A 20,230-nucleotide genomic window follows, 5' to 3' on the forward strand; every position below is an offset into this window, starting at 1 on the left:
GAAGACTGATCGGTCTTATAACCTGTTGGAAAAACGCAAGGCCGCAAAGTTATTTACAAAATTTAATGCTATAAGACGCAAGGATTTTATCTTCGATAAAAATTAAACGGATTATTTCGTCTTCAAATAGTTTTTTAAATATACTCTACAAGCTAAAGGTTCCGGTAATAGTTCCTCTTAAAAAACATTGTCATTTAGCTTCAGCTTTTAAAGATCTTTTTAATTTATAATAAGTTTACATCATATTTTTCTGTAATTTCGTTATATAACTTAAAAACATGAAAAACAACAAATTAAGTCATTTATCTTTGGAAGAATTACAGACAAAGAGAAAAATTTTACAGAATATCACCATTGGATTTGGCATTGTAATCCTGATAGCCTTTGCTATTCTTCTATTTTTATCTGTAAAAAGTAAAAATCCGGTACTTATAGCTGCAGGCGTGGGATCTTTAATTACACTTCTACCCAGCTTTATCAATCTTGGGCAGATCAACAACGAAATAAAATCCCGGTCTTCAAAATAGTTTCCTGACCGTTAATCGTCATAATTTTACCACTTTCTTAACTTTAATTTCTTTTTGCATTTTGTAAATTTGACTTATAAAAAAATTTACAAAGAATGCTTAATTTCGAGTTTAAAAACCCAACTAAAATACTTTTCGGAAAAGGTGAAATCGCTAAAATTTCCAGGGAAATTCCTAAAGACGCCAAAATATTAATGATCTATGGTGGAGGAAGTATCAAAAGCAATGGCATTTATGATCAGGTGAAAGACGCTTTAAAAGATCATGACTTATATGAGTTCGGCGGTGTTCCTGCCAATCCGGAATATGAAGTGCTGATTAAAGCTATAAGTTTCATCAAAGAGAACAACATTACTTATCTTCTTGCTGTAGGAGGTGGTTCTGTAATTGACGGTACCAAATTCATTTCTGCAGCCGCTAACTATAACGGAGAGCCTTGGGAAATACTGAAAAAACAGGTAAGAACTTTTGAAGGGGAAGGAATGCCTTTCGGAAGTATTTTAACGCTTCCTGCTACAGGTTCTGAGATGAATTCCGGCTATGTAATTTCCAGAAGGGAAACCAACGAAAAATTATCTTCCGGTGGTCCGGGACTATTCCCACAGTTTTCTGTTTTAGATCCTGAAGTAATCAGATCTATTCCAAAAAATCAGATCATTAACGGAATTACTGATGCTTACACCCATGTTTTGGAACAATACATGACTGCACCGTCTTCTGCTGATCTTCAGGAGAGAATTGCTGAAAGTATTTTGATCAGTCTGCAGGAAACGGCTCCAAAAGTACTGGCTGATGATTTCAACTATGATGCTGCCGGAAACTTTATGTGGTGCTGTACAATGGCCTTAAACGGGCTGATCCAGAAAGGAGTAATCACCGACTGGGCTGTACACGCAATGGGCCATGAGCTGACAGCTTATTTTGGCATTGACCATGCAAGAACTTTAGCGATCATTGCTCCTTCTCATTACCGTTATAATTTTGACAATAAAAAAGGAAAACTGGCGCAATACGCTGAAAGAGTTTGGGGTATTAAAGACGGAAGTGTAGAGGAAAAAGCTGAAGCAGGAATCAAAAAAATGGAAGACTTCTTCCATAGCCTACAGATTAAAACAAAACTTTCTGAATACACAGAAGACTACAAAGGTACTGCTGAAAGAGTAGAAAAAGCCTTTACAGACAGAAACTGGCTGGGTCTTGGAGAATATAAAAAACTGACTCCCCAGGATGCTTTTAAAATTGTGGAAATGAGCTATTAATATAGACTGGAAAACAATAATGATATTAAAAGCGGGCTATAGTCCGCTTTTTTAGGTGTTACTAAAGCTTCAGGCACATTATACGGATGATGTTCATTGAAAATAGTTCGTCTCTTGGGGATTTTTTGATATATATTCTAAGGAGAATAAAGTTCTTTCTATCAAATTTTAATAATAAAATGCTGAATCTTCAAACGAATTGTTTTTCTACCTGCCGGCTTGGTAGCTTTAAAGCCAGACCATAATTCCAAATTATCTTATTTATAAACATTTGTTTAAAAAATAATGATTTCATTATAAATATTTCAAATTTATTTATATTTTAGCATATTCTTAAATTTGTGAAAATGAAAAAACAGCTACTTTTATTTGCCTTTTCTGCTTTGGCGCTTACTTCTTGTAAAGATGATGATATGCAAGCTTATGAAATGGATATTATTAAAGGAGATTGGAAAGAAACCAAAAGAGAAGTTATTTCCGGAAAAGATAATAAAACGGTGCTTTCTTCTTCTACTCCAGAAGGGTGCGATCAAAAAAACACTCTTTTCTTCAGAACCGATTTTTATGTCAGTTATACTGCTTATTCCGGAACAGGGGGGGCAGACTGCCAGGTTAACGGAAAGAGTGAAGGAAAATACACCTATGATGCTGATGCTAAAATTTTAGGGATTAAGTTTGATGAAGATGAGAACAACAACTATAGGGTTGATATATTATCCGGTACAGAACTTAGATTGGCTCAGCAGTTTGGTAACTATGACCAGGATGGAGATAAAATTCCGGATGTGACGTATGTATCCTACAAAAGATAAATGATAAACTCCCGTTATTAATCGGGAGTTTTTTATTACTTTTATCTGAAATTAAAAATTGAAACAATGAAGAAGATTCTCTCAGCATTTCTAATGCTGTTTTTTGCTATTTCCTTTTCTCAGGAAAAAAAACCAATGTTCTGGCAGGACATCCAAAATTTCAAAAAAGAAAATCAACAAAACCCACCCCCTAAGGATGCTATTTTGTTTTTAGGAAGTTCATCTTTTACCAAATGGACTGATGTGGCATCTTATTTTCCTGACAAGACAATCATCAACAGAGGTTTTGGAGGCTCAAGGCTTACAGACCTCAATGATTTTGCTGATGACCTTTTAGCGCCCTATCAGCCTAAACAGATTATTATTTACTGTGGTGAAAATGACTTTGCAGACAATCATCAGCTGAAGGCTCAAAAATTAGTTAACCGATACAAGGCTTTCTACAAAAAAATCCGTGAAAGGTTTCCAAATATTGAAGTGGATTATATCTCAATAAAGTACTCTCCGAGCAGAGAAAAACTGTGGCCACAGATGAAAGAAGCCAATAAAAAGATTGCCGCTTTTATGAAAAAACAGCCTAACGCCGAATTCATTGATGTTACCAAAGCCATGGAAGATGCCAACGGAAAGGTAAGGAAAGATATTTTTGTGGAAGATATGCTGCATTTTAAACCTGAAGGATACCAGATCTGGAAAAAGGTGATGGATCCTTATATGAAATAAAATATTTCCTGGAATAACATATAAAAATAGGCTGTCTCAAAACGAGCAGCCTATTTTTTTATTTCTTTCTCTTAGATTTTGATATTGCCTTTTGCTGGGCTCTGTTGGCTCCAAATTTTTTCGGCTCTTTTCTTTTTGAAGGTCCACCCCAGTTTTCCTTTTTATTCTTATCCTTTTTCTCGTGAAATGCTCCTCCTCCTTCATTCAGTTTTACCTGTACAGGGTTTTTCATTATCACTTCATCTTTTTCAGAAGCAATTTTGGCAGGATTAATTTTCACTTCTTCAGGGAAGTCATTAAATATCAATTCTTTATCCATCAATAGCTCGATATCAAGAACCAAAGGCTCTTCTTTCTTCGTTACAAAAGTGATTGCTTTACCGTCTTTATCCGCTCTACCGGTTCTACCGATTCTGTGGATATACTGCTCCGGAATATCAGGTGTTTCAAAATTGATCACATGAGTAATATTGGAGATATCAAGACCTCTGGCCATTACGTCAGTGGTAATCAGCCCTCTGATCTCTTCATTCTCAAAGCTTTTCATTGCCTTAAGCCTATAGTTCTGAGATTTATTCGAGTGGATCACATCAAACTGCCCAGGAAACAGCTCATCAATTTTAGTAAAAAGAAGGTCGGCATGTCTTTTATTATTATTAAAAATCAGAACTTTAGACATATCTGTTTTAGTCTTCAATAAATGCTCAAGTAAATTGATCTTGGTATTGAAGTTTTCAACTTTATAAGCTGTCTGTTCTATTTTTTCAAGAGGAGTTCCTGATTTTGCCAATGAAATTTCTACCGGATTAGCAAAATACTCGTCCAGCATTACATCTACGGCTTCTGTCATGGTTGCAGAGAAAAGAATATTCTGTCTCTTCTCTCTCATCATTTCAAAAATATGGGTAAGCTGTGGTCTGAAACCTAAATTAAGCATCTCATCAAATTCATCAATGATCAGTCTCTGAACTTCTTTCAGGGAAATGGCATTATCTATGGCAAGGTCCATTACCCTTCCCGGAGTACCTACCAGAATATCACAACCGTTATTGAACAGCAGTTTTTGGGTATTGATATTTTTTCCTCCATATATTCCAATTACTCTTGCAGTAGTATTTACAGTCAGTTTTTCAAGAATTTCAGCTACCTGAACTACTAATTCTCTTGTAGGAACAAGTACCAAAACAGTTGGATTTCCTGCTTTATTGTATTTCCAAGCTTTAAGAACTGGCAGAAGATAGGCTAATGTTTTACCGGTTCCGGTTTGGGCAATTCCCATTACATCTCTTCCGGAAAGAATAGGCTTTATACTCTTCTCCTGGATTGGAGTAGGTTCAAATAATTCCATATCCGCTAAAACATCAAGAATTTTAACCGGCAGGTCAAAATCTGCAAAAGTGAGTTTTTCCATTTTGCAAAGATAGGTATTAAAATGTATAATGTAAAATCAGGTTTTAGGAGACAGGCAGAAGGGGCTGTGAGGAAGAGGGATATGGAAACTTGAGACTTTGAGACTTGAGACTAATCGGTAATCAGCAGCTTTTGATGCCAATGATCGTGTTTTTAGAAAATGGAATAAAGATACATAAGATATGAGACTGCAGATTTCAGAACTGTGTAAAAACCTGAGAATTTTTAATTTATTTTAAAGCTTTTACTGCTCACTTTAATATCATCATTTTCCCATTTGCTTGAGGTAATGATAACATATCCTTTCTTTTTCGGGTCTTTTTTAATAGGAAATTTTTCTTCCTCCCATTGATTACAATGTGTAGAGATAGGAGGAACTAAAGGTTTCCAGCCGGTTTCACTTAATGTATATGCATAAAATGGGTGCCAGCAGCTTGTACACCATCCGGGATAAAAGCCCATCTCATCTTTTCCATCACCATTAAGGTCTCCCAGGTTATATAAAGTACCGTCATAGGCCGGAGAAATGATGAATGGCTTTATCTTTTTATCACTGAAATAAATAGTTGTTTCACACTTTCCATCACAGCCATCATTACAGTCATTAACTTTAGTGTAGGCATTTTCTTTTGTTCCGTTACCGTCAAAATCTCCCAACACTCCTTTTTCAGAAGTTACCTGAGCCATAAACAGTGAACTCCAGAAGATAAAAGCAGATACAATACTAGTTTTCATGATTATTTTGTTTTTTTATTGGATACATAGTTCCTGGTTTTGAAGTGTAAATTTATTGATCATATGTGATAAAGCCAAAAACTTTCAACCCACCTCTTAACTCTTAACTCTTAACTCTTAACTTCAACCCTTACTCCTCCTCTCCTATTTCCTTGTTATTCTAAGCAAAATAACTAAAATTAAAATGACTGAGAAAACAAATCCCAGCACAGCAACCAGAGAGAGTTCTCCTATCCGCGGTCCCGATTCAGAGGCAAAAACAATGGCTGTAGCAATAATATTTGCACCCAATATCATCGCCAGGATCAGATTGGTCACACTGGATTTTATCAGCTGATTCGTTTTTTCAATATTTTTGATTTCACTGGAGACCGTAAATTTATTTTCATCCAGTTTTTGAAGTACAGAACGGAGTTCTCGGGGAATTTCATCTACATTATCCGTGAAATTCATCATTTTATCCAATCCTGTTTTTAAAATATTCTTGGGATTGATCTTTTTCGTAAATATTTTTTTGGTGTAGGGATGAAGGCTTTTAACGATATCCAATTCGGGATTAATATTTCTGCCCACTCCTTCTATCAGGCTGATTCCTTTAAACAGGAGATAAAAATAATCGGGCATATAAAGCCTGTTATCTTTCAGGATATCCTTCATTTTATTGATGATAACCTGAATATTAATTTCCTGCAGAGATGAGCTGTGCACAAAGTTCAGAATATCTTCAACATCATTTTCAAATCTCCTTTCATCAGGAATCTCATAGCTTATTGCCATTTTTTTGAGATAGCGAACTATTTTATGTGGATTTTTGGCAACAAAACTGACGATCAGATTTTCAAGAATCTCCTTATCATTAGGCTGAATTTTACCCACTGCCCCAAAATCAATAAAGACAATTTTTCCGTCCTTTTTCACTAAAATATTTCCGGCATGCGGGTCTGCATGAAAAAATCCGTAATCTAAAATCTGAGAAACAAAAAGCCTCAATCCTGCTTCAGATACTTTTACAGGATCAATATGATTGGCTAAAAGAGCTGATTTATCTGTCACCTTTATTCCATCAATAAATTCCATACAAAGAATATTGTTATTGGAAAATTCTTCGTATATCTTGGGAACGTAGGTTTCTTTATTATTTTTAAAATTAAGACGGAACTGTTGGATATTATTTTTTTCGTTAATCAGGGAAACCTCCTCCAATAATGATTTTTCAAAAGTAGAAATAGCTTGCTTCAGATTGAGTTTCTCTCCTATTTCGGAATAGGCTGATAATAGTTTCTCCAAATCCTTTATCAACAGCAGGTCGTCTTCAATTACAGATTGTACATCAGGCTTTCTGAGCTTTAAGATCACCGGGCTTCCATCCTGCAAGACCGCTTTATAGACCTGGGCAATAGAAGCTGTAGCCAGAGGCTTTTTCTGAATCTCGATAAAATGATCTTTTACAGAAATATTAAACTCATTTTCCAGCATATCTTCCACATCCATTTCTACTGTTTCTACCTTGTCCTGTAGTTTCTGTAATTCCTGAATAAGCTCTGGTGGCAAAAGGTCCTCCCGGCTGCTAAATGTTTGCCCAAGCTTTACAAAAGTAGGCCCCAGCTCTTCCAGCACCAATCTTATTCTTTCATAAACTGTTCCTTTTGAAATAATTTCATCTGAATTGGCTGAAACTTCTTCCTGCTTATTTCCTCCGTTCATTCTTGCCAGCATATCTTTAAAACCGTATTTACTCAACACGGAAATGAGCCTGGCAGACCTTTTCAGTTTTCGTTGCTGCTTGTCAAACATAATATATTAATAATAAGTGCAATTTACTCCAAAAACTGTTCCCAACCTTATTTTAAAAAAAAGTGTTTAATAAAAAAACTGCCAGAACACTGACAGTTTTTTTGTACTCAATTTTTAGATTTATTTATCTTTTCATTCTATTTTAGTTATTATCTACTACCCTGACATTTTCTGCCTGAGATCCTTTTGGGCCCTGTACAATATTAAATTCTACAACCTGTCCTTCTGACAAAGATTTTAAAGAGCCGACAATCGCTGAATGATGACAAAAAATAGTATTTTCACTTCCTTCCAGGGTAATAAAGCCATATCCTTTCTCTGTGTTATACCATTTTACAGTTCCTTTTTGCATAATTTTTCAGTTTTTATTAAAAAATAAATATAATCATTCTGAAGCATATATTAAAAATTTCAAACATATAATCAACATTTTACTGCATTTAAATCAATCATAATAATAAAATTCTAACACTAGTGATAAAACATAATATATTTTTCTATATTTACAGCGTACAAAATAATAAAACAAACCAATAAAAGTATTACAAAATGAAAAATTTACGTAACAACAAACTATCAAGAGAACAATTAAAAGGTATTGCAGGGAATGGTATCATCATCGGTAACTGTTCATACCAGTGCTGTCCTACTGATGGAAGACCTCAATGTCCGGGATTAATCTGCCCGGCTGTAGTATGTCCGAAGTAAAAATAAGAGTAAATTCAAGTCCTGAAAAGGATAATAGTTAATAAATCCGGAGAAAATTCTCCGGATTTATTGTTTTTTGTTCATCAAGCTATATATATCAACAAATGGAGAATTTGGAACAATAAAAAAAGGTTTTCGGATAATAAAAGGTTTTCTTCCGCAGCATACATTTGTAGCAGAACAAAATAAATAGTAAAAAACCAAATTATGTTGCGAAAAATCATTTCAGCGGGTCTGCTTACCATCTTTTTTGTAATGGTAGCTCCACAGGTAAAAGCACAAATGGGCTCGACAAATTCAATTGCTGCAGCAATGACTTCTAAAATGGATTATTTAAATCTTACTGAAAGCCAAACCAACAAAGCCTTATATTTTAATAAAGTGGCTGCTGAATCTCTGGATGCCCTTGATGAGAAAGTTGGAGACAATTCTAACATCCTGAATAACAAAGCCATTTCCAGTGAGTTAATAGGAATTATGGTACAGCGTGACAAATCATTGAGGACCATTCTAACTCCTGAACAAATGACAAAGTTTGAAGCCAACAGAATCAAAGAGCTGGCCGGTTATAGAACTTTAGTTATGATCTCTTTACTGGATCTTACTGATGAGCAGATTCCAAAAGCTTATACGATCAATCTTAAAGCAGCAGAAGGCATGCAGAATGATCTGGATAAAAGGAATAACAGCAATAAAAAAACAAATGATCAGGAAGCGCGCCGCATTATAACTGATGGATTTAAAAGCGTGGATAAAGATTTTGAAACGATCCTGAGCCCATCACAGTTAAAAATATATAAAGACAACGAGCAACTACTTATAGATGCTGTAAAGCATGATAAAAAGGTATAATTGCGCCCTATTTATACTTCTCCAATTTATTTATTATAGACTCGTTTTAAACCACCTCTGCTACTGAGGTGGTTTTATGTATTATACTTATTTATCGTTATTTCAGATAAGTATCATAGAGATCTTTTCTTCTGTCATTCATCACCTGTACTGAGCCGTTATGATGAAGATCTTTCAGTAAATTTAAGTCTACATCCACTATTAAGGTCATTTCCGTGTTTGGGGTAGCTTCTCCTTTCACTGCATTCGAAGGAAAAGCAAAATCTGAAGGAGTAAATACTGCAGCCTGTCCAAACTGGATGTCCATATTATTAACTCCCGGAAGATTTCCTACACATCCCGCAATGGCTACATAGCATTCATTTTCAATAGCTCTTGCAGCAGCACAATGACGCACTCTGATATAAGCATTCTGCGTATCAGTAAGATAAGGTACAAATAATATCTTCATGCCCTGGTCTGCTAAAATCCTCGGTAATTCCGGAAATTCTACATCATAGCAGATAACAAGGCCTATTTTGCCACAGTCGGTATCAAAAACTCTAATTTCATTTCCTCCCTTCATTCCATAATATTTCCTTTCATTCGGGGTAATATGGATTTTTCTGTATTCATCGATACGGCCGTCCCGGTGTAACAGATAGCTTACATTATAGAGATCATTATTATCAGGGTCAAAAACAGGCATACTTCCGGAAATAATATTTACATTATAGCTGATAGCCAGCTCGGAAATTTTATTCTTGATACTCTCACTTAATTTGGCCAGTTCTATCATACTGTCTCTTTCTGAAAGTTTATTGAAAGGCGCCAGCAAAGGTGTATTGAAAAGTTCGGGGAATAATACGAAGTCTGATTTGTAATCTCCCATTACATTGACAAAAAACTCCACCTGCTCATAAAAGGCATCAATATTCTTAAAATGCCTCATCTGCCATTGTACCAGCCCTAACCGGATAATGCTATCCTGCATTGTATTCGGTTTTTTACTGTAATAGATATTATTCCATTGCAGAAGAACAGCATTTTCCAATGACGATTCGTCTTCGGGAAGGTATTTTTTCAGAATTCTTATAGGAAGAAAGTTATTGGAAAGCTGAAAAGATAATACGGGATCATAAATTTCCTTGTCTCTCACCCTTCGTATGTATTCCCTTGGAGAAAGCTCATGACTGTATTTATGATAGTTCGGAATTCTACCCCCCAGAATAATTGATTTCAGATTAAGAAGCTCGCATAATTCTTTTCGGGCGTCATAAAGTCTTCTTCCCAGACGCAGCTCACGAAACTCCGGATCTACAAAAACCTCAATTCCATACAGGACATTTCCTGTTGACAAATGGGTATTAAATGTATAGTTCCCTGTAATATCCACATAGGTATGATCATCTCCGAATTCATCATAGTTCACAATAATGGAAAGTGCTACTGCAGCCAGTTTTCCATCTACAGTAATACAGATCTGACCTTTGGGAAATATCCTTGTAAGTTTTTCAATGCTTTTTTTAGACCAGATTGATTCTGACATCTGGGGATAGGCACGCTTCATTGTTACAACCAGTTCATCATAATCCTGAACGCTCAGGGGTCTTGTTTCTATTTGCATTTGATGTAATTTTACCTAAATTTAGGGAAAATATTTCACTTGAGCTCTTATAGATAAAGTGCTTTCACAATCATTTTTGTAATACTTATTTTGATTATATGGAGAACCTAACTTCTTTTTCTGCTAAAGATTTTATTTAATGTAACTTAACAAGCCTTACTCTTTAATATTAATTTATTTTTTAAGCATTGGAGTTGCTTTAAGACAAGATTGGTAACAAAAAATCCCACCAAAGGGCGGGATTTAGATAGCAAGTTCAATACTGAATTGCTTCTGCTAAATTATTTCATTTGAATCTAAAAAATAGATTCAAATGGATTAGTTTACTACCCCGAATTTTTTATTCTTAAAGTCCAATATAACAATGTTATTGACAAAAAAAGCATTTCCCGTCAGACCATCTACATCTTCAGCTTTATTAAACTCCTGAAGTCTCTTATTATCGTTATACCAGGCATAATCATTTTCTAGTTTTCTTTTTCCCAGATACACTTTTTCTTTAATCGGGCGTCCATAGAATTTAACCTTTTCTCCCCATGAATTAGCAATAATAGTGTCTATTTTACTGGTTTGATCTACCAATGAAGTCCACAATTCTTTGCTGGTATTGATAGGAAATAAGCTTGCTCCTGTATCAAACAAGAACCAATGGGTTTTATTGGCAATAGTGAGTGGAATGTGCAACCTGCCATTATTAGATTTAGCATCTACAAATATTGTCACTTTTTTCCAGTAGTTATCTAATGAATCAAGGACACACATTCTTTTATTTGGATAGTCGATTACTAATACTTTATTTTCAAATACATCTGCGCCCAACGTTCCCATGTGTTTGGGCTTCTTGGTAAACAGTGAGTCTTTAGGTATTTTATCTCCGTAATTGTCTTTATACACCAAATTATCTTTAGACAATTTTCCAAATTGATAGATCAGTCCTTTTGTCTTGTATACTGTTTTTCCGCCATTATCTGTAGACCTAGAGCTTTCTATGAGAAAGTTTTTTATTTCGCTTTCTGTGTAGTAGCTATTTATTGCATTTCCGTAGATCAGTGTTGCATCACTTCCCAGATCAAACTGCAGGGTAAAATCAGTATTTAAATCATTTACTTTAACAGGAACAAGCATCGCCACTTTATCAAAATTCTTCCCTGAAATTTTTGCAGAATACCACGAAAACGGGAACCACGAATAATTTTCTAAAGAAGATCTATTTTTATGGGAAATCATACAACTGGCCAGTATTGAACCAAGGCTGATCATTATTAGCACATGTTTTATTTTCATTTTCCGGAGATTAGGTTTTAGTAGAATTATGACGCTAAATGTATAATAATTCTACAGATAAACAATCCTTATCTATTTTTAACTTAAATATTGAAAATAAGGATCTAAGAACCTCAAAAATTGTCTATGTCTTATAACAAAAAATCCTGCTTATAAAGTTATAAACAGGATTTTTTTATTTTAAACAGATGGTGTAAGGTTATTCCCACTCAATAGTTGCAGGTGGTTTGCTTGAGATATCGTAAGCTACTCTGTTGATTCCTCTCACTTCGTTGATGATTCTGCTTGAAACAGTATCTAAGAACTCATAAGGCAGCCTGCTCCATGTTGCCGTCATAAAGTCGATGGTATTGGCAGAACGAACTACTGCTGTGTATTCGTAAGTTCTTTCGTCTCCCATTACTCCTACAGATTTTACCGGTAGAAGGACTACGAATGCCTGAGATACTTTCTCATAAAGGTCATTTTTGTATAATTCTTCAATGAAAATATCGTCAGCTTCCTGAAGTATTCTTACTTTTTCAGCATCTACAGCTCCCAATATTCTGATTCCTAACCCAGGTCCAGGGAAAGGGTGTCTGTATACCAGGTGATGAGGAATACCCAATTCTTCACCTACCTTTCTTACTTCATCCTTGAAAAGCTCTCTTAGAGGCTCTAATAATTCGAATTCCATATCTTCAGGAAGTCCTCCCACGTTATGGTGAGACTTAATTACTGCAGACGGTCCGTTTACAGACTGGCTTTCGATAACGTCAGGATAAATAGTACCCTGGGCAAGGAACTTAGCACCTTCAATTTTGTGAGATTCTTCGTCAAAAACGTGAATAAACTCGTTTCCGATAATTTTTCTCTTTGCTTCCGGATCATCTACTCCCGCTAATTTTGAAAGAAATCTTTCCTGAGCATCCACCATTTTAATGTTCATATGGAAATGTTCTCCATACTGATCCATTACTTTTCTTCCTTCGTCCTTTCTCAATAATCCTGTATCTACGAAGATACAAGTCAACTGGTCACCAATTGCTTTATGAATTAAAACTGCAGCTACAGAAGAGTCTACACCTCCTGAAAGGCCAAGGATCACTTTGTGGTCTCCTACTTTCTCACGGATTTCTTCAACTGTTTTTTCGATATAGTTGGTCAGCTTCCAGTTTTTCTCTGCATTACAAATTGCAAAAACAAAGTTTTCCAGCATTTTCCCTCCTTCTTCGGTATGAGAAACTTCCGGGTGGAACTGAACACAGTAGATTTTAGTTTCTTCATTAGAGATCGAAGCAATTACTCCTGATTTTGCATTTAATTCAAAACCTGCAGGAAGCTCTCCCACTTCATCAAAGTGGCTCATCCAAACCACAGAGTTTTGAGTAACCCCTTTTAATAGAGAGCTTTCTTTAACGATCTCCAGGTTTGCTTTACCGTACTCTCCTTTTTCTCCTTTATTTACTTTACCTCCTAAAAGGTGTGCTGTCATCTGCATTCCGTAGCAAATCCCCAATACAGGAACTCCCTGCTCATATAATGCTTTCTCCACCAGGTGAGCATTTTCTGCATTTACAGAGCTTGGCCCCCCGGAAAGGATAATTCCTTTTGGCTGTTTTGCTAAAATATCTTGTAAAGGTGTATTGTAAGGTAAGATTTCAGAGTATACCCCCATCTCACGGATTCTTCTTCCGATAAGCTGGTTGTACTGGGATCCGAAATCTAAAATAATAATACCGTTGTTCATTTTTGATGATTGATTTGTTTGGAAGATATCAGATTTCAGACATCAGATCTCAGATTTTTGGTCTGAAGTCTGGAATCTGGAATCTGAACTCTTATTTCTAAATATTAACTGTTTTACAAAAAAAGACTTGGAATGTTTCCAAATCTTTTTTCGTGATTTTTATTAGAACTTTCCGATGTCTTCTCTGTAGAAGCCATAATCGAAATGTACGTGGCTTGCGTCTTCGTAAACTTTCTTGCGGGCATCTTCGAAAGTAGCTCCTGTAGCAACAATGTTCAGAACCCTGCCGCCATTGGAAACTACTTTATCTCCTTTTCTCATAGCACCGGCATATAATAGTTTACTGTGCGTTACTTTATCTTCACCTGTAATCTCGAAACCTGTTTCGATATTTCTTGGATAGCCTCCTGAACACATAACAAGGCATATTGCTTTTTCGTCTTTAAACTTAAGCTCAATATCTTTTCCGTCCATACAATCCTGGATTACATCCAGAAGATTATTTTCCATAAGAGCCATCAATACCTGAGTTTCAGGATCGCCAAATCTCATGTTGTATTCAAGAAGGTAAGTTCCTTTTTTAGTGATCATTAATCCGAAGAAAATGATTCCTTTAAAGCTGAAACCTTCTGCTTTAAGACCTTTAACGGTAGGTTCTAAAATATTCTGTTCGAAATCTGCATAATGCTCCTGGGTAAATTCAGGGCTTGGTGCTACTGAACCCATACCTCCTGTATTAGGGCCTGTATCTCCTTTTCCAGCCTTCTTATAGTCTTTTGCGGCAATACAAGGGAATAATTTTTCTCCGTTAGAGAATGCAATAATTGAAGCCTCAAAACCTTGTAAATATTCTTCAATAACTAAACGGATACCGGCATCACCATAAATTCTTCTGATCATGAAGTCATGGATGGTAGCTTCTGCTTCTTCAAGTGTATCACAGATTACCACTCCTTTTCCGCCTGCTAAACCGCTTGCTTTGATTACTAAAGGATATTCCTGTGTCTGTACATATTCCTTAGCTTCGTTATATGAATCAAATACTACGGCTTTTGCCGTTTTGATATCATAGGTCTGCATAAACTTCTTAGAGAAAGCTTTACTTCCTTCCAGGCTTGCCACTTTTTGAGTAGGACCAAAAACTTTAAGATCGTGCTGCTTAAATTCATCCTTTAAACCGGCTACCAATGGAGCCTCAGGACCTACAATCGTTAAGTCAACTTTTTCTTTAATGGCGAAATCTCTAAGTTCTTTGATTTCCGATAAATGAACATTTTTCCCAATTACATCGGTAGTAGCATTCCCGTTGGCAAAAAACATTTTAGAAATTCTAGGGTCATTCTGAAGTTTTGCTGCCAGAGCTGATTCTCTACCACCTTCACCTATGATTAATATTCTCATACTTTATTTATTATCTAGTCTAATTTACAAATATATAATTTTGAATGCTATAAATACAATCCCTAATTATTTTTTAATTCTATTTTAATTAGTGGAAAAAGTGTCTCACACCAGTAAACATCATTGGAATACCGTGCTCATTGGCAGCTTCTACACTGTCCTGATCTTTTACACTTCCTCCTGGCTGAATGATTGCTTTGATACCTTCCTGAGCACAGAAATCCACTACGTCACGGAAAGGGAAAAACGCATCAGAAGCTAATACAAGGTCTCCTGAGAACTTTTCTTTTGCTCTTTCAATAGCCTGTTGTGTTGCCCAGATTCTGTTGACCTGTCCTCCTCCGATTCCGAAAGCCTGAATTCCGTTGGAAACAACAATTGCATTTGACTTCACGTATTTTACTACTCTCTGTGAGAAAAGCAATGCTTTTTTCTGTTCTTCAGTAGGCTGTACTTCAGTTACTACTTTAATATCATCAGAGAAATAGGTATCGTTATCCTGAACCAGGATACCGCCATCCACTTTTACCCAGGTCTGTTTATCAGAAACAGGGTTTACAATTTTGATGATTCTTACGTTTTTCTTTTTTCTTAAAACTTCCAGCGCTTCTTCGTCAAAATCCGGAGCCATTACAATCTCAAGGAATGTTTTGTTCAGTTCTTCAGCTGTTGCAGCATCAATTTTATAGTTCATTGCAACAATTCCGCCAAAGATAGAAACAGGATCACATTCGAAAGTTTTTTGGTAAGTTTCCAAAGCTGAAGTTCCAATCGCCACTCCACAAGGTGTAGAATGTTTCACGGCGCAACAAGCCATTTCTTCTTTGAACTCAGTAACAACTTTCCAGCAAAGGTCCATATCACGAAGGTTGTTGAAGGAAAGCTCTTTACCTCCAAGCTGTTCAAAGTCTTTCATGGCACCGTTTTCGAAAGTCGACACGTAGTAAGCCGCTGTCTGATGAGGGTTTTCACCGTATCTCAGGTCAGAAACTTTTTTATAAGATGCATTTAAGTATGCAGGATATTCCTCATCTAAAAGCATTCTTGAAATAGCAGCATCATAAGCAGAAGTAAGGTTGAATACTTTTCCTGCAAGCTTTTTACGGGTTTCAATGTAAGTATCTCCGTTTTGTTCCATTTCCAGTTTTACTGTTGTATAGTCTTCCACATCAGTAATTACAGTAACAGAGTCAAAGTTTTTTGCTGCCGAACGAAGCATTGAAGGGCCTCCGATATCGATGAATTCTACCTTTTCATGTAAAGAAATGTCTTTATTTACATTTTCAAAGAAAGGATAAAGGTTTACAATAACCATGTCTATCAGACCAATTCCGTGTTCCTGAACGGTTTTCATGTGCTCTTCGTTGGTACGAACAGCCAGCAATCCTCCGTGAACTTTAGGGTGTAATGTTTTCACCCTTCCGTCCAACATTTCAGGGAAATTGGTAACCTCATCAATCTGAATGGGATTTAAACCAGCGTCTTTCAAATGTTTGAACGTTCCTCCTGTAGAGATCAACTCATAATTCTGAGCTTCCAAAAACTGTGCGAATTCAATTAATCCACTTTTGTCAGAAACACTGATTAAAACTCTCTTTTTACTCATTTTACTTTTGATTTTTTACTTTTTACAGCTATTTCAAACTGTGTCCGGGTCTTTCACCTCCGAACTTACTTTTATTTTACTTAGATTTTTGCTAATTTAGCAATGTATCAGTTTAACAATGTAACAATTAAATGATTGGTAAACCGGTACATTGATAGATTGTTACATTATCAATTTCCCAGGACCTTATTGATCGCTATTGGAAATATTTCATATTCAATCTGGTGAACTTTCTGAGCCAGGGTTTCAGGAGTATCTTCCGGTGTTACTTCAAAAGACTTCTGAAGAATAGCTTCTCCTTCGTCAATTCCCGGCGTTACAAAATGTACCGTAGCACCACTCTCTACTTCTTTAGCTTCAATAACTGCATGATGAACGTTCATTCCCCACATTCCTTTTCCTCCAAATTTGGGAAGTAATGCGGGATGAATATTGATTATTTTACCGTTCCAGTTTTCACAGAATTCAGATTTTAAAATGGATAAGAATCCTGCCAATACAATAAGATCTGTATTTTGTGGAATTACATTAGCCAATTCACTGCTGAAATTCTTTCCTCTTGGAATCAGTATGGTTTCTATATTATGATTTTTTGCTCTTTCCAGTCCGTAGCATTCTCTGTCAGCTACTACCAATGCTACTTTTGCATTCTGGATTTCTCCAGCTTCAATAGTATCTATGATTCTCTGCAGATTGGTACCGGAACCGGATACAAGGACAACGATATTTTTCATGTTAATAATGTAACAATGTATCAGTTTAGCAATGTAACAATGATTTTAATTGATACACTGGTACATTGTTATATTGCTATATTATAGTGATAAATTAATTTTTTCTGCTCCTTCAGTGATCTCACCAATTTCGTAAGCATCATCCAGAAGGTGTAATACTTTTTCAGCATGTTCAGCATCTACTACAATCACCATACCTACACCCATATTGAATGTTCCGTACATTTCTTCACGTGTCACTCCTCCTCTTTTCTCCAGTTCAAGCATAACACTTGGAATTTTCACTTTGGAAGCGTCAATGGAAGCACATAAGCCTGCAGGAATGACTCTTGGAACATTTTCATAAAGACCACCGCCGGTAATGTGAGCAATACCGCTTACTTTTACTTCTTCCAATACTTTGTGAATATCTTTATAATATAATCTTGTAGGAACTAAAAGCGTTTCATATAAAGGTTTTCCTTCAAACTCTTCTTCAAAGTTCGGGAATACTTTTCTTACTAAAGAGAATCCATTTGAGTGAAATCCTGAGCTTGGTAATGCAATAATTTTGTTACCTGCTTTAATTTTAGAACCGTCAATAATCTGGTCTTTTTCTACAATTCCTACGCAGAATCCGGCAACATCATAATCTCCCGGCTGGTACATTCCCGGCATTTCAGCGGTTTCCCCACCAATTAATGCACAGTTGTTGTCCTTACAAGCTTCTACCATTCCCAGCACGATTTCTGCTGCGATTTCTGAATCCAGCTTTCCACAAGCTAAATAATCCAGGAAGAATAGAGGTTTTGCCCCGTGACAAAGGATATCATTAGCACACATTGCAAAACAGTCGATACCGATAGAGCCATATTTTTTGGTATCCAAAGCTACTTTCAGCTTTGTTCCTACTCCATCTGTTCCTGAAACAAGGACAGGATTTTTATATCCTCCGATTTCATAGAAAGCACCAAAGCTTCCCAACTGATTCAGTACATTGGAATTATGGGTTTCACCGACCGCTTTTTTGATCTTGTCAACCGTTTTGTATCCTTCTTCTTTGTCTACTCCTGCTGATTTGTAAGTGTTGCTCATGTTTAATAATTTAATAATGTAACAATATATCAGTTTAGCAATGTAACAATAGCTTCACTTTGGAAACCGGAGAATTGGTCAATTGGTACATGAGTATATTGGTACATTTTATTTTAATAATTACTTTTTATATTCAATTTAGAAAACAAAAAAGCCGACAATCTTTTCAGATTATCGGCCGTTATTTTATCTCAGAATTTCAGAGCCCACAGTTTTCCCTTTATCAGAAAAACATTGTTTATAGGAGGTCTGAATTTTCATCTCTTTTCTTTTTGCAAAAATAGTAATTTTAAATGAATATTCAAATTCTATTTTTCAAGGATTGATTCAATGGCTGCAATCTTCTTAATTTTTTCTTTTAATTCGCTGTCTTTCTCTTCGTTAGAAATTTTCTGACCCGCTTTATCAAAATTATCATTAAAGAAAGGAAGTGAGAATGTTTCCACTACATTTCCACCGTGAAAAGGGAAACGTTTTGATGCTGCTTCCAAAACTCCGGCTCCTCCTCTACCTCCAGGGGATGTAGACATCAATAACATAGGTACTTCATTCCATACGGTTCTGTCTTTAATTCTCGATACCCAATCGAACACATTTTTAAATGCCGTGGAATAGGTTCCGTTATGTTCTCCCAAAGAAACCAACAATACGTTTGCACCATCAATTTTGGCTGCAAAATCATGAGCTTCCTTAGGAACTCCTCCTGCTAATTCTCTCTCATGCTTATAGATAGGCATTTCGAAAGGATTAAGATCCACTACTTCTACTTCTGCATTTTCAAATAATGTTGATGCATAGGCCACTAACTGCTTGTTCATTGAAGCCTCAGAATTACTTCCCGCTATTGCTAAAATTTTCATATGTAGTATTTATTTTTCTGTTATATGAAATCACTATCTGCAAGAATTTTCGTTGATGGTAATTTCATATTATTTTTATTTTTTAAGGATACAAATTTAGTTTTTTATTTAAGATAGGCCGGCAATTCCATTGGCACTTCCATTAATAATACTTCCGTGTCTTCCACTGCTTCAATAGTAAAGCTTTGGGTATCCCAGATTCCCAAACCATCTCTTTCATTGAGGATGCGGTCTCCCACTTTAGCACTTCCTTTTAAAACAAAAGCATAGACTCCGTTTCCTTTCTTGTTGAGCATATAGTTTTTACCGTTTCCTTTTTTAAAGTTAGCCAGATTAAACCATGCATCCTGATGGATCCAAACTCCGTCATCATTTTTATTGGGTGATAAAATCTGTTGGAACCCATTGATCTTTTCTCCTTCTTTAATGCTTTTCTGATCATATCTAGGTTCAACGTTTACTTCTTTAGGGAAAATCCAGATCTGTAGAAATTTTACCGCTTCATCTTTATTTTTATTGTATTCGCTGTGCATTACACCGGTTCCGGCACTCATCACCTGAATCTCTCCTTTTTTGATCACTGCTGTAGTTCCCATTGAATCTTTATGTTCCAGATCTCCTTCTAAAGGAATGGATATAATTTCCATATCTCTGTGCGGGTGTGTTCCGAATCCCATTCCCTGAGAAACGGTATCATCATTCAATACTCTCAAAACACCAAAGTTTGTTCTTTCTCTGTTTTGATAGTTTGCAAAACTGAATGTATGGTATGAATTTAACCAACCATGATCGGCATGGCCTCTTGAATCTGCTTTATGATATACTGTTTTCATTTCTGTGATTATTTATGGTACAAATGTACGGGATACGGGTATTTTAAAAGTTGATGTAGGTTAAGAAAGGAAGTTTATGGCGTAAAAATGCTGAGGAAGTGAAAATATAGGATAGGTTGGATTACGCAAAGACGCGATTTTCTACATTCAATATTTTTTTAAGACGCAAGGATTTTATCTGCGATAAAATTTCAAGCCCGAATATGCTTTTTTTCCAAAGATTGAGCAGATTATATGAATAAGCGCAAACATCTGTGCTATCTGTGGGAGATTAATAGATTCT

The 20,230-nt window shown here is 35.8% G+C and carries 19 protein-coding genes; 6 read left to right on the plus strand and 13 right to left on the minus strand.

Annotation, left to right across the window (positions count from 1 at the left end):
- The first annotated feature begins 278 nt into the window (after positions 1 to 278).
- The 4 genes from MP478_RS22165 to MP478_RS22180 all read left to right on the plus strand — a co-directional run bounded on the left by MP478_RS22165 (position 279) and on the right by MP478_RS22180 (position 3,321).
- On the plus strand, positions 279 to 527 hold the full coding sequence (locus MP478_RS22165; RefSeq protein ID WP_257191033.1) for a hypothetical protein: 249 nt from the start codon (positions 279 to 281) through the stop codon (positions 525 to 527).
- A gap of 95 nt (positions 528 to 622) precedes the next feature.
- Positions 623 to 1,786, plus strand: a complete 1,164-nt coding sequence (locus tag MP478_RS22170; RefSeq protein WP_257201689.1) for an iron-containing alcohol dehydrogenase — start codon at positions 623 to 625, stop codon at positions 1,784 to 1,786.
- 347 nt (positions 1,787 to 2,133) lie between these two features.
- On the plus strand, positions 2,134 to 2,598 hold the full coding sequence (locus MP478_RS22175; protein ID WP_230034670.1) for a lipocalin family protein: 465 nt from the start codon (positions 2,134 to 2,136) through the stop codon (positions 2,596 to 2,598).
- 66 nt (positions 2,599 to 2,664) lie between these two features.
- Positions 2,665 to 3,321 carry a GDSL-type esterase/lipase family protein gene (locus MP478_RS22180; RefSeq protein ID WP_257191031.1) on the plus strand — a complete coding sequence of 219 codons (657 nt, stop codon included), beginning with the start codon at positions 2,665 to 2,667 and terminating at the stop codon, positions 3,319 to 3,321.
- Between the two features lie 58 nt (positions 3,322 to 3,379).
- Here MP478_RS22180 and MP478_RS22185 read toward each other — a convergent pair whose 3' ends face one another.
- The 4 genes from MP478_RS22185 to MP478_RS22200 form a co-directional block, all read right to left on the minus strand.
- Positions 3,380 to 4,732: a DEAD/DEAH box helicase gene (locus MP478_RS22185; RefSeq protein ID WP_257201690.1), complete on the minus strand. Its 1,353-nt coding sequence runs from the start codon at positions 4,730 to 4,732 to the stop codon at positions 3,380 to 3,382.
- A gap of 224 nt (positions 4,733 to 4,956) precedes the next feature.
- Entirely contained in the window at positions 4,957 to 5,466 is a 510-nt protein-coding gene (locus MP478_RS22190; protein ID WP_257201691.1) for a hypothetical protein, read from the minus strand.
- 144 nt (positions 5,467 to 5,610) lie between these two features.
- Positions 5,611 to 7,260, minus strand: a complete 1,650-nt coding sequence (locus MP478_RS22195) for an AarF/ABC1/UbiB kinase family protein (RefSeq protein ID WP_257201692.1) — start codon at positions 7,258 to 7,260, stop codon at positions 5,611 to 5,613.
- A 142-nt stretch (positions 7,261 to 7,402) separates the two neighbouring features.
- Positions 7,403 to 7,612 carry a cold-shock protein gene (locus tag MP478_RS22200; RefSeq protein ID WP_230034658.1) on the minus strand — a complete coding sequence of 70 codons (210 nt, stop codon included), beginning with the start codon at positions 7,610 to 7,612 and terminating at the stop codon, positions 7,403 to 7,405.
- Between the two features lie 197 nt (positions 7,613 to 7,809).
- Here MP478_RS22200 and MP478_RS22205 point away from each other — a divergent pair, with 197 nt between their 5' ends.
- A complete protein-coding gene (locus MP478_RS22205; RefSeq protein WP_230034656.1) occupies positions 7,810 to 7,968 on the plus strand; it encodes a hypothetical protein in 159 nt (52 codons plus the stop codon).
- Between the two features lie 207 nt (positions 7,969 to 8,175).
- Positions 8,176 to 8,820: a hypothetical protein gene (locus MP478_RS22210; protein ID WP_257201693.1), complete on the plus strand. Its 645-nt coding sequence runs from the start codon at positions 8,176 to 8,178 to the stop codon at positions 8,818 to 8,820.
- 97 nt (positions 8,821 to 8,917) lie between these two features.
- On the opposite strand, the gene MP478_RS22215 is transcribed toward MP478_RS22210, so the two are convergent.
- The 9 genes from MP478_RS22215 to MP478_RS22255 form a co-directional block, all read right to left on the minus strand.
- Positions 8,918 to 10,426, minus strand: a complete 1,509-nt coding sequence (locus MP478_RS22215) for a carbon-nitrogen hydrolase family protein (RefSeq protein ID WP_257191026.1) — start codon at positions 10,424 to 10,426, stop codon at positions 8,918 to 8,920.
- A gap of 318 nt (positions 10,427 to 10,744) precedes the next feature.
- Positions 10,745 to 11,710 (minus strand): hypothetical protein, encoded by a 966-nt coding sequence (locus MP478_RS22220; protein ID WP_257201694.1) that lies wholly within the window; start codon positions 11,708 to 11,710, stop codon positions 10,745 to 10,747.
- Positions 11,711 to 11,909: 199 nt separating this feature from the next.
- Positions 11,910 to 13,439 (minus strand): glutamine-hydrolyzing GMP synthase, encoded by a 1,530-nt coding sequence (gene guaA, locus MP478_RS22225; protein WP_257201695.1) that lies wholly within the window; start codon positions 13,437 to 13,439, stop codon positions 11,910 to 11,912.
- Positions 13,440 to 13,601: 162 nt separating this feature from the next.
- Complete coding sequence (gene purD / locus MP478_RS22230) at positions 13,602 to 14,840, minus strand: phosphoribosylamine--glycine ligase (protein ID WP_047485326.1); 1,239 nt, start codon at positions 14,838 to 14,840, stop codon at positions 13,602 to 13,604.
- An 88-nt stretch (positions 14,841 to 14,928) separates the two neighbouring features.
- Entirely contained in the window at positions 14,929 to 16,446 is a 1,518-nt protein-coding gene (purH, locus tag MP478_RS22235; RefSeq protein WP_257201696.1) for a bifunctional phosphoribosylaminoimidazolecarboxamide formyltransferase/IMP cyclohydrolase, read from the minus strand.
- Between the two features lie 170 nt (positions 16,447 to 16,616).
- A complete protein-coding gene (gene purN / locus MP478_RS22240) occupies positions 16,617 to 17,180 on the minus strand; it encodes a phosphoribosylglycinamide formyltransferase (RefSeq protein WP_230034644.1) in 564 nt (187 codons plus the stop codon).
- Positions 17,181 to 17,261: 81 nt separating this feature from the next.
- Complete coding sequence (gene purM, locus MP478_RS22245; protein ID WP_230034642.1) at positions 17,262 to 18,254, minus strand: phosphoribosylformylglycinamidine cyclo-ligase; 993 nt, start codon at positions 18,252 to 18,254, stop codon at positions 17,262 to 17,264.
- A 308-nt stretch (positions 18,255 to 18,562) separates the two neighbouring features.
- The gene (locus MP478_RS22250) at positions 18,563 to 19,114 is read right to left on the minus strand and encodes an NADPH-dependent FMN reductase (RefSeq protein ID WP_230034640.1); all 552 of its coding nucleotides are present in this window, start codon (positions 19,112 to 19,114) and stop codon (positions 18,563 to 18,565) included.
- A gap of 104 nt (positions 19,115 to 19,218) precedes the next feature.
- On the minus strand, positions 19,219 to 19,947 hold the full coding sequence (locus MP478_RS22255) for a pirin family protein (protein ID WP_230034638.1): 729 nt from the start codon (positions 19,945 to 19,947) through the stop codon (positions 19,219 to 19,221).
- Positions 19,948 to 20,230: the final 283 nt, after the last annotated feature.

This window comes from Chryseobacterium sp. WG14 (genome assembly GCF_024586945.1).
In the GTDB taxonomy this organism is placed as follows: domain Bacteria; phylum Bacteroidota; class Bacteroidia; order Flavobacteriales; family Weeksellaceae; genus Chryseobacterium.

Bases quoted from the DNA above. Each gene is read 5' to 3' on its own strand.
- purN (WP_230034644.1), bottom strand. From the start codon at position 17,180: ATGAAAAATATCGTTGTCCTTGTATCCGGTTCCGGTACCAATCTGCAG.
- MP478_RS22185 (WP_257201690.1), bottom strand. From the start codon at position 4,732: ATGGAAAAACTCACTTTTGCAGATTTTGACCTGCCGGTTAAAATTCTT.
- MP478_RS22205 (WP_230034656.1), top strand. From the start codon at position 7,810: ATGAAAAATTTACGTAACAACAAACTATCAAGAGAACAATTAAAAGGT.
- purD (WP_047485326.1), bottom strand. From the start codon at position 14,840: ATGAGAATATTAATCATAGGTGAAGGTGGTAGAGAATCAGCTCTGGCA.
- MP478_RS22250 (WP_230034640.1), bottom strand. From the start codon at position 19,114: ATGAAAATTTTAGCAATAGCGGGAAGTAATTCTGAGGCTTCAATGAAC.
- MP478_RS22215 (WP_257191026.1), bottom strand. From the start codon at position 10,426: ATGCAAATAGAAACAAGACCCCTGAGCGTTCAGGATTATGATGAACTG.
- MP478_RS22165 (WP_257191033.1), top strand. From the start codon at position 279: ATGAAAAACAACAAATTAAGTCATTTATCTTTGGAAGAATTACAGACA.
- MP478_RS22175 (WP_230034670.1), top strand. From the start codon at position 2,134: ATGAAAAAACAGCTACTTTTATTTGCCTTTTCTGCTTTGGCGCTTACT.
- guaA (WP_257201695.1), bottom strand. From the start codon at position 13,439: ATGAACAACGGTATTATTATTTTAGATTTCGGATCCCAGTACAACCAG.
- MP478_RS22220 (WP_257201694.1), bottom strand. From the start codon at position 11,710: ATGAAAATAAAACATGTGCTAATAATGATCAGCCTTGGTTCAATACTG.
- MP478_RS22180 (WP_257191031.1), top strand. From the start codon at position 2,665: ATGAAGAAGATTCTCTCAGCATTTCTAATGCTGTTTTTTGCTATTTCC.
- MP478_RS22195 (WP_257201692.1), bottom strand. From the start codon at position 7,260: ATGTTTGACAAGCAGCAACGAAAACTGAAAAGGTCTGCCAGGCTCATT.
- MP478_RS22200 (WP_230034658.1), bottom strand. From the start codon at position 7,612: ATGCAAAAAGGAACTGTAAAATGGTATAACACAGAGAAAGGATATGGC.
- purM (WP_230034642.1), bottom strand. From the start codon at position 18,254: ATGAGCAACACTTACAAATCAGCAGGAGTAGACAAAGAAGAAGGATAC.
- MP478_RS22255 (WP_230034638.1), bottom strand. From the start codon at position 19,947: ATGAAAACAGTATATCATAAAGCAGATTCAAGAGGCCATGCCGATCAT.
- MP478_RS22210 (WP_257201693.1), top strand. From the start codon at position 8,176: ATGTTGCGAAAAATCATTTCAGCGGGTCTGCTTACCATCTTTTTTGTA.
- purH (WP_257201696.1), bottom strand. From the start codon at position 16,446: ATGAGTAAAAAGAGAGTTTTAATCAGTGTTTCTGACAAAAGTGGATTA.
- MP478_RS22170 (WP_257201689.1), top strand. From the start codon at position 623: ATGCTTAATTTCGAGTTTAAAAACCCAACTAAAATACTTTTCGGAAAA.
- MP478_RS22190 (WP_257201691.1), bottom strand. From the start codon at position 5,466: ATGAAAACTAGTATTGTATCTGCTTTTATCTTCTGGAGTTCACTGTTT.